The sequence below is a fragment of the Trebonia sp. genome, assembly GCF_030042015.1.
GTDB lineage: Bacteria > Actinomycetota > Actinomycetes > Streptosporangiales > Streptosporangiaceae > Trebonia.
In genome coordinates this window covers 1-9,157 of the sequence record NZ_JASIAL010000212.1, presented here as the reverse complement: position 1 = coordinate 9,157, position 9,157 = coordinate 1, and the positions used below count along the sequence as shown (strand labels likewise).

The 9,157-nt window shown below is 65.5% G+C and carries 9 protein-coding genes and 1 tRNA gene; 5 read left to right on the top strand and 5 right to left on the bottom strand.

Features of this window, described 5'->3' with window-relative positions; translation table 11 throughout:
• A partial coding sequence (locus Q1N79_RS11045; protein WP_300607846.1) for a hypothetical protein occupies window positions 1-211 on the top strand: 211 nt, incomplete at its 5' end.
• Window positions 212-747: 536 nt separating this feature from the next.
• On the opposite strand, the gene Q1N79_RS11040 is transcribed toward Q1N79_RS11045, so the two are convergent.
• Both Q1N79_RS11040 and Q1N79_RS11035 read right to left on the bottom strand, forming a co-directional pair.
• A tRNA-Phe gene (locus Q1N79_RS11040) sits at window positions 748-822 on the bottom strand.
• 521 nt (window positions 823-1,343) lie between these two features.
• A complete protein-coding gene (locus tag Q1N79_RS11035) occupies window positions 1,344-1,634 on the bottom strand; it encodes a hypothetical protein (RefSeq protein WP_300607843.1) in 291 nt (96 codons plus the stop codon).
• 1,488 nt (window positions 1,635-3,122) lie between these two features.
• Here Q1N79_RS11035 and Q1N79_RS11030 point away from each other — a divergent pair.
• The 4 genes from Q1N79_RS11030 to Q1N79_RS11020 all read left to right on the top strand — a co-directional run bounded on the left by Q1N79_RS11030 (window position 3,123) and on the right by Q1N79_RS11020 (window position 6,246).
• A complete protein-coding gene (locus tag Q1N79_RS11030; RefSeq protein WP_300607840.1) occupies window positions 3,123-3,407 on the top strand; it encodes a hypothetical protein in 285 nt (94 codons plus the stop codon).
• Between the two features lie 669 nt (window positions 3,408-4,076).
• Complete coding sequence (locus Q1N79_RS11025; RefSeq protein ID WP_300607837.1) at window positions 4,077-4,931, top strand: TIGR04255 family protein; 855 nt, start codon at window positions 4,077-4,079, stop codon at window positions 4,929-4,931.
• Entirely contained in the window at window positions 4,873-5,457 is a 585-nt protein-coding gene (locus Q1N79_RS30655) for a helix-turn-helix domain-containing protein (RefSeq protein ID WP_367185058.1), read from the top strand. Before Q1N79_RS11025 ends, Q1N79_RS30655 begins: the two co-directional genes overlap by 59 nt.
• 12 nt (window positions 5,458-5,469) lie before the next feature.
• A complete protein-coding gene (locus tag Q1N79_RS11020; protein WP_300607834.1) occupies window positions 5,470-6,246 on the top strand; it encodes a hypothetical protein in 777 nt (258 codons plus the stop codon).
• A gap of 237 nt (window positions 6,247-6,483) precedes the next feature.
• Here Q1N79_RS11020 and Q1N79_RS11015 read toward each other — a convergent pair whose 3' ends face one another.
• The 3 genes from Q1N79_RS11015 to Q1N79_RS11005 are packed head-to-tail and all read right to left on the bottom strand — an operon-like array spanning window position 6,484 to window position 9,034.
• Entirely contained in the window at window positions 6,484-6,714 is a 231-nt protein-coding gene (locus Q1N79_RS11015; RefSeq protein ID WP_300607832.1) for a hypothetical protein, read from the bottom strand.
• Between the two features lie 5 nt (window positions 6,715-6,719).
• Window positions 6,720-8,024, bottom strand: a complete 1,305-nt coding sequence (locus Q1N79_RS11010) for a tyrosine-type recombinase/integrase (protein ID WP_300607829.1) — start codon at window positions 8,022-8,024, stop codon at window positions 6,720-6,722.
• On the bottom strand, window positions 8,021-9,034 hold the full coding sequence (locus tag Q1N79_RS11005; protein ID WP_300607826.1) for a tyrosine-type recombinase/integrase: 1,014 nt from the start codon (window positions 9,032-9,034) through the stop codon (window positions 8,021-8,023). Before Q1N79_RS11005 ends, Q1N79_RS11010 begins: the two co-directional genes overlap by 4 nt.
• Between the last annotated feature and the right edge of the window lie 123 nt (window positions 9,035-9,157).

Here is a 9,157-nt window from a genome sequence, read left to right as displayed (position 1 = left end):
TGCGAAGAACGACGACAGCGACCCGGAGATGCGCGTCTTCAAGGCCGAACTCCGCCACGCCATCACCCACCCCGACCAGCTACGGGACGACGAGCTCTTCAGCCACGTCCAGTACGACGACGGAAGCGACGAGAAGTTCCTGCGACGGCTCTGGAGGGACCTCTACGGCGACGAGCCGGTCACCGCAACCAGGCAAGCCTCGACGCCGTGATGACCGGTCGCGGGCCGGCAGCCGGTCGGGGTCTAGGTAGTGCGCGATGAGATCAGCGCCTGGCCGCCGCATGTTCGGGGCGTCGGCCTGGAGCCTCTCGGTGACTTTCTCCAGCTTGGCGGCCAGCCTGTCCTCGGTCACGGCCTCGCACTGCTGCCGCGCGCCGGCCTCGTACCAGACCGCCCGCCACCGCCCTCCCCCGGACCTGGCCGGGTACACCGTGATCCCGCATTCCAATTCGATGACCTCGTCGCCACCGCGGGTGGAATCACGTCCGGTACCGGCCGCGATCACCTTGGGGCGGGCCGGAGCACCGCTCTTCCCCGCCCTAAGAGCCCTGCCGGGACGACCGCGGCTGGACTGCGGGGATTCTGGGGGGACCGTCGTCCGCGGGACGGATCGCCCGGCTGTGCCACGGCGCAGTTGTGGGGAACCTGTGGGGATCTTGGCCCGATTGGGCGCTGCCATCGTCATCAGAGATACTCTCTTCCTGCCATATGCGCAGGTGAGAGAGCCGACAAGGCGAAGATGAGAGGTGGTCAGGGACAGGATCGAACTGTCGACCTTCCGCTTTTCAGGCGCAATCCTACGGTCGCTGAACGTCGCCGACCATGGCTCGACATGGCATCTAGCTGCATTAACTGTCGCTCACAGTCGCCCGGCGTCGGTCACCGCCTGCCTGCGTTGGCTCCCCGTTTGGCTCTCCGCATCCGGTGATCCGGCCATCATTGGGTTACATATGTCTGGCTTCGCCGATAGGTCGTGGAAATCCCTTCCCTGTGATGGTCTTTCCTATGCCCCAGAGGCACCGGCGACTATGCCGCGGTCTGCCTCCCCTGCCCTGGTTCACGCCGGTGGCGCTGACGATAGTCTGTCAGACGCCCCAGATACACATGCTCAACCCCCGCAGCGGACAGCGGCGGGGCGGGTTGGTCGAGTCTTTCCTCACGGAACGTGATGCGCCGACTGGGCGGCGCGCGAAAGATCCGCCGATCTGGGCGCTAAGGCAACGGAAACTCGGTCGCTCCGCTGGATACGCATAGCTGGATTATCTGTGCGCGCGGAGTGAGTGGGTCTCCGGTTGCGGGCTAGCCACGAATACCGCCGAGCGTGGGTGGCTCGCCAGGGGCGCTTAAACGATCTTGATGATTTCTTCCTTCTTGGTGCGCGGGTCTCGGAAGACCAGCTGATTGCCTTCGTTTAGGTAGTCGGTGACCAGCGCGTAAATCGAGATAGCTCTATTCACCACGTCCGCACGATTGAAGTTCGTGACCTCGATGAGGTGCTCCAACTCGGGCCAGACTTTCGGGATGATGCCGATGGTGATCCTGGTGACCTGGTTCGGCTGCTGCCCGGTCGCCAGGCCATCCTCCGGCAGCTGGTCGGTAGCACCGCGCGGAGGCTGCGTCCGGGGCGTTCCCACGTTGTATCTCCCTTCATGGTCGCTGCGCCCTACATCCTCACTTGTGGCGGTCAGGGCACGCGTTGTCTCCACCATGCCATAGAGATGGCGAATCAGCCAAATATCTGAGCGGATCCGCACGGTAGTCCTACGGCATACGAGCCGAAGGATCGCGTTTGTGATGCGTTTCCGCGACAGGACGATGTGCTGGCTAGTAGCGTACGACGCAAGGCCCACGCAGCGTGGGCATGGCCCCACACACCGTGTGGGCGCTCGAAGGGAGTTCGGCAATGCACAGATCTACTCGTAGCCAGGCGTGGTGGCCCGGTCCGGTTGAGACTCTGCGGTCTCCATGCGGCCTGTTCTGCCTCGCGGTCGTCGCCGTCACGGCGGTGGGTCTCCTGCTGGCCGCGGCAGGGGTCGCCAGCCAAGACAGCGGTGCCAACATCGAGCAGGCAACCGTCGGCGTCGCAACGGCCACGCTCATCATCCTCGCGGCCCGGGCCTTGCTAGCCCGGCGGCAATCTTCCGCAGCGACACCAGCCCGGATTAGCCTGCCTAGTCGCCGGCTGGCGACACGGGATGCGTCGGCCATCCCCAGAAAGGAATCGGGAATGCACAGATCTACTCGTGGCCAGGCGTGGTGGCCCGGTCCGGTCGAGACTCTGCGGTCTCGGTACGGCCTGTTCCGCCTCGCGGTCGTCGCCGTCACGGCGGTGGGTCTCCTGCTGGCCGCGGCAGGGGTCGCCAGCCAAGACAACGGTGCCAGCGTCGAGCAGGCAGCTGTGGGCGTCGCAACAGGCACGCTCGTCATCTTCACGATCCGGGTGCTCCTCCTCCGGCGCGAGTCTTCCACGGCGACGCGATCGCTCGGAGGACAGCCACAGGTGCTTGTGGCCGACGCGACGCCCGAACCGAATGGCCGCGTGCCTGCTCACTGGCTGACCGGTCAGCGCGCACCCGCCGTCTCCGCAACTCCGCGTTCAAACTCGTCAGCGCCATGCGCGGGCGTCACCGGCAGGCACCGACACCGCGTCTCTCGGTTGTGGCTGTGGTGCCACCACGTCGCTGATCGCGCACCCAGCCTCCTGCTGATCACGCAGTCCCGCGCGGTGACGGTGGCTAGTCGGCTACGGGCGCCGCGTCGGCTGCGATTCGACTTCTCTCCCTCGGTAGTGGGGTAAGAGAGAACTATCAGGATGTTCTCCACCGAGGAAAGAGGAGGTTAGGGAGATGACTTAAATGGATGACACTCGCCGGATTGACATGCCTAGTCGTATCAACACGGGTGCGGCTTCAGGCTCTGAGGCATCCATATCGGGTACAGATAATTACGTCGCGCCGACCGAGGGTGCCGAACTACGACTCGAACGCACAGTTAGACCAGCACCCCTATCAACGAGTCCTGCCATAACAGCCGACGAGCCAAGCGACTCGGCCCAGGTCCTACTTTCAGTCGTCTATGTCGACCACAACTACGGCCAGATAACTGGCCATTACGCGCCCCACATGCACAACGCCGACGCTAGCGTTGAGCATCTACGTGAGACCATCGACGCCCTTGCCGAGCTGGTTCAGACGCTGACCCCCGAGGCTACCGGTATCGCTGAAGAGCGGGAGAAAGCGCTCGCAGCCGCCGGAGACGGCGTAACGGATAAGCGTGTCCTGCAACGGTTCGCAGACTGGGTGCTGTCAACAATCGGGCGAGGTGCTTCCGCCGCGCTCATCCCGGTAGTAACCGCCAGTACCGACAGTATGCTGCAGGAAGCCAGCCGTTTGACGGGTCATCTGTGAATCGAATGCCCGCCTCCGCACCAGACTCCACGTACTCCGATCGCGAGTGCAGCAACTCGAAGCGTGTCTTGCCCAGAGTTGCCGAACCCCAAGCCGCAGGAAGAGAAGAGACGTGCAGGTTCGCGGTGCCGACAGGGGTCACATGCGAGACTACCTTGGGAAGAGACTCGGGACCTTGCCGATAGCGGCGGTTCGACTCACCTTGGCTGACGACCAAGGCCGCGTTGCCCGCCGTATTTGAATTCGAATGCATTTTGACTTCCGGTATCAATGTTGGAAAACTTAGCCAGTGCTCATGCGGAATCTTGCCCAAAGAATCGACGGTAGAGCGAACTCACCAAGCAGTGACGCAGTGCAGATGCGCACGTTATGCATTCAGCAGCCTCAACCAAGGAGACGCCGGACGACCGCAAATATTCGGCGGTCTGTAGCAGGTTCTGATCGCGGTCGAGGCGGTGCATCAACTACAGATTGTGGTGTATCCCTGCCGTGCGTACGTCACCGGCACCGTTCATCGCTGGGACCTGCGCCGACCCAGCTTCCAGGTCCCGGCTGCGCCGGGAGGTGCACTAGCGACCGCGACGCACCCGCTGGCTGGCGGCCGCACTGTAGCCTAAGCTTGAGTGGTGGAACGTTTCTGGAACGTTGCGTGGGGGGTGTCCGCTAATCATGTTCCGGCTCGACGCTGCTCCCCGTTACCGCCTTGCGCGGCCACCGCTGAACCAGGCACTAGTCGACGTGCGCTTCCCAGTTCAAGCTGGGCTCGCAACGATGGAAGGCATCGCGCCGGTCCAACAGCAGCTGAACACGCTTTTCCCGTACCTGAAGCAACAGCAAGTTCAGCAAGTCTCGCTGGTAATGGGTCCTGGTATCCCAGCCGCTGCAGGAGCCCAGGCTTCTCCCGTGTGGCGCTTCGAAGACGACAGTGGCTGGTCTCTTGTGCTTGCACCAGGTAGCGCCGTTCTGTCGGTCGGGCCGCAGTACAGCGGGTTCGGTGAGTTCTCCGAGCGACTCAGCGCAGTCCTGCAAGCCCTCAGTAACAGCGCGGGAGTCACGCGAGCGGACCGACTGGGCGTGCGCTACCTGAATATTGTGGAGGTTCCTCCAGACGATGAAGGTGCGTGGCGGCGATGGTTCCGCCCCGAGCTAACCGGCTGGAGCGGGACCATCCTAGACGGGCCGACGAGGCTGATCACTAGCCTGACGCAGACGCAGCTTGCAGCCCCTCCGCTGGGCGAGCTCAGCGGACCGCCGGTAGATGTTCAAGCGCTCGTGCGGCATGGAGTTATCCCCGCGGGTACCGTCGTCCCCGGCGTGGTGCCAGTACAGCCACAGCGGTCGGCCTACCTTATCGACATCGACGTGTTCGTAGAGGCACCTCAACCTTTCGATCCAAAGGAGCTCTCCCGTCAGGTCACGAGTTTCCATGGTCAGATCGACCGTTTCTTCTACTGGGCTATGACGGATGAGGGAGCGGAATACTTCGGCAAGGAGGTCGATGATGCCGCCGGTAACTCTCTATGACAGCCTTGCGCTCGGCGAACCCTTGCTGCGGCCAGTCCCCCATCCGGCAGTCGACACGCGAGGCAGCATCTGGCTTGTTGGCGATTGGGCCGTCGATGTCCCCCCATCACCACCTCGCCCAATACCCGAAGCCGCGCGCCTAATCGCGCTAGTACGCGACCGAACCGGCTGGTCGGCCCGGCGCCTGGCAGAACTCCTTGGGGTTAGCCACTCAACCGTACGTCGCATCGCGGGAGGACAGCAGCCAAAGGCAGCCCACAGCGGGAATCTGCCGCTGCGGCTAAGGGGAGTGTATGACGTTGTTGATCGGATTTATCTCCTGCAACACCGGGATCCTTCCGCTACGGCTCACATTCTTGATGAAGTGATTCCTGGCCGCCGGTCGGCGGTCAGCGAACTTCGCGACGGCAATCCTGCTGCTGCTTACTTGGCCGCGATTGACGCTCTGCGGCCACCACGTTCCCCTGGACTCCTCACAGGCGATCGTCCCAAGAGCGCTGGCGCCACGGCACCTTTGCACGAGTAGGGCGAATGGTGGATGGCATCTCTCTATGATGAGGAGTGGCGCCAAGGCACCATCTTCGAGGCGGCCCTCCCTTTGGACGCGGTCGTTCTCGGTGAATCATCCGGACAGCCTGAGCGACTCATGGGCACGCATGGCCGGTGGGTTCTTGCGACTCAGGACTGCGACCTCGACCAGACAGATAAAGCCGACACTGAGCCGAGCATCGAACTGAGGCCTGTCTTCACGAAGGACCCGCCACAGGACTGGGGTATACGATCAGCACGGCTTCTGCTGACAGAACAGGAATACGTGCAATCGGCGAGTCCGCGGCCAGTCGTGTCAGCTGCCATCCTGACAGCGCTGAAAGCTAGCGGGATCCCCGTACGCCAGATCGATCCTAGCCGGAAGCGGGCCTACACCACATGGCTGGGCAAACGATACGACCGCCCTGCGGTACCGCCAGAACTGCTACCAATCGCCCGGAAAATCGCCGACACGGTGAAGGCCAGGCGGAACCGGGCCGCAGGCGCAAAGGTCCGCGACGTTCTCATGCAGTTCGGCACGATCGACGGTCAGATACGCTACTCGCTATTCGCCGTGCTTGACCAGGCTGCCGACGAGCCGGAAGTTCGCGTCTGGCTTTCGGACATTGCATTGCAGATTCCGCCTGAACTGGGCGTCGCGGACCAGATCGAGGCGGCGACAGCTCAGGGAATCTCGCTCGAACTAGTGGAGACTGCTTACTCAGCCGATATCACACAGTTGACATGGCGTCCGAATACCCCCTCGCCTCATGGAGCGGTAATGTGAGCGCAAACAGGGTCGGCCGGTAATCTCAGTAATGATGCGTAAATCGCGTTCGAGGGCGTGGGTACACCAAGCCGCCGTATGGATACGGCCAGGAGAACAACAGAATCCGCTAGTCGCCCATAACCTTGGGTTATGTCTTTGCTTACGAAGCGTAGGGCGCCGTTGACAAGGAGCGCGTAATCGGCGTTATACGGGTGATCTTGTCAAGTGGGCGGTTCGCCGGGCGGGCCTTTGCGGTCATGGTGTCGGCTCGCCGAAGAGGTCTTCGCCGTCGGTGGCTCCGAGGAGGAATGCGAACCGGTGCAGGTCGGCGCAGAGGGTGCTGGTGCTGTAGGCGGGGTGGCCGATGAAGGCGGTGAAGCTGTCGGCGAGGGTTTGCCTGTGGCTGCCGGATAGCCATTGGGTGAGGAGGGTGAGCGTCTCGGCGATCTCGGCGGCGTCGGCGAGGTCGAGGGTGATGCCGGGCATGCTGGTCAGCTCCTTTCGGTGGTGGCGGGTCCGGTTCCGGCGCGCTGGATGAGCCCGTCGAAGAGGATGGCCCGGTCGGTCTGGCCGTGGTCGCGGGCGTGGTCGCGCTGGCGGGTGAGGATGGGCAGGAACTCGGTGCCGGTGCGGAAGTAGGCGCAGGTCTCGCAGGCTGATTCCATCCGGCAGTCCAGTTCGGCGGGCCGGGTGCACAGCCCGTTGCCGAGCATGCGGGCGTGTGCTTCGCGGCGCAGCCGGGCCATGCCGGCGCTCTCGTAGTCGGCGGGCAGTGCGGGCGGCTGGCCGTAGAGGGCGTCGATCTTGGCGCTGACCGCGGCGTATTCGTCGGCGACGACCCGGTTGGCGATCCGCGCGTAGATAAGGGTCATCTCCATCTTGCGGTGGCCGAGCAGGGCGGCGATGGCCTCCAGCCGCATGCCGCGGTTGATGGCCTGGGTGGCCAGGGTGTGCCGCAACCGGTGCGGGTGCACGCCGGAGACCCCGGCGGCGCGGCCGACCCGCCGCACGACGCGGCAGATGACGTGCCGGTCCAGCGGGCCGCGGTGGTCGGCGATCAGCCGCTTCCAGCGGCGGATGTGCTCGAGGTTGGCAGCGGTCCAGGCGGCCAGCAGCTGGACGAGCTCGGGGTGCAGCGGCACGTAGCGGTCGTTGCGGAGCTTGCCGAGCGGGATGCGCAGCCAGTATCCGGCGCCGATCTGGACGACCGCGTCGGCCTCCAGCCCGGCCAGTTCCCCGGCCCGCATGCCGGTGCGGGCCAGCAGCTCGACCACCAGCCGGTCCCGGGGGTCGGTGCTGGCCCGGGCGGCGGTCATCAGCCGGGCGGCGTCGCGGTCGTCGAGGAACTTCGGCAGCGGTTCGGGTTTCTTGGGGATGTCCCCGGCGATGACCGGATTGCGGGGCGGCGCATCAGGCCAGTCCCACTCGATGATCCGCTCGAAGAACGCCCGGATTGTCCGCATCCGCTGCCGGTGCGTCTCCATGGTGATCGTCTTGCCGCCGGCGCGGGGCTGGGCGGCCAGCCACACCTTGTAGTCCTCGATGTCATCGCGGCGCACCGCAGCGATGGACTCCAGCCCGGCGTCGGTGATCATCCACCGGGCGAACTGGCGCAGCGCGTTCTCCGCGGCATCCACGCTGCCCGGGGCCAGGAACGCGCCAAGGCGCTGCAGGTACCGCTGGATCACCGTCACGACCTGCGGCGCCTCGGCCCGCAGCTGGGCCCACTGCGCGGCGGCGATGCTGCCGGGCACCGCCCGGCTGGGACCAGGCCCGCGGGCGGGCAGCGCGCTCACCGCACTGCCGCCTCTTGCACGGCCAGCATCTCGGCGACCGCGGCGGTATCGGCGTCGATCAGCGCGGCCGCGCGCCGGTACTCCCCGGCCAGCCAGTCGTTGGCCAGGTGCAGGTAGACCCGGGTTGACTCGATGCTCAGGTGCCCGGCCTGGGCCTGCACCGCCTCCAGCGCCATCCCGGCCTCCCGCAGCCGGGTCAGGCACGTGTGCCGCAGCTCATGACAGGTCGCATGCTCCAGGCCGGCCCGGCAGCGGGCGCCGGCCAGGACCTCATCCAGGCCCTCCGCCGACAGCGGCAGCCCGCGCCGCGGCCCCTTCAGCACCACGAACACCTGCTCCGTGCAAGCCTGGCGGGGCCGCTCCTCATCCAGGTAGGCGCCCAGCGCGTCGAAGAAACGGTTCGCGGCCGGGACCACCCGGTGATGGCCGCCCTTGCCCTCCACGATCACCAGCCGCCGGTCAGCGACCTGGATGTCGCAGAACCGCAGCCCCAGCACCTCGCAGCGGCGCAGCCCGGCCAGCAGCATCGCCAGCACCATCGCCCGGTCCCGGTGCGTGCGCAGCGCCCCGACCAGACGGTCCGCTTCGGCCGGCGGCAAGATCCGCGGCAGCGTCCGCGGCACCCGCACCAGCGGCGCGGTCCGCGACCGCTTCGACCCGCCCTGCCGCCGGGTCAGCAGGCCGCGCGGCACCGGGTTGGCCAGCACCGGCGTGTCCCCCCGCGCGACCAGGTAGGCAAACAGGCCCGACACCGACGACAGGCGCCGGGCGATCGTCCGCGCCGACAGCCCCGACTCCCGGTCCGCCAGTCGCACCACGCTCCGGTCGCCCCGCTGATCGGCCAGGAAATCGAACACATCCGCCGCGGTCACCTGCACCGGGTCCTTCCCGGTCACGGTGAAGAACGTCTTCAGATCAAAGGCCACCGCCCGCAGCGTGTTCGGCCGGCACCGGCCCGCCACGAACTCCAGATACCGGTCCACCAGCCGGTCCCCAAGCCGGTAACGCACCTGGCCAGAACCCGAAATGAAACGCACAAGACACGGGAAAGTGCTCATTTCAGCACCATCCCAGCAAGTGACGTGAGAACACGGGAGCGACACGGATCACCCGTGTATTAAGCGCTCGGCGCG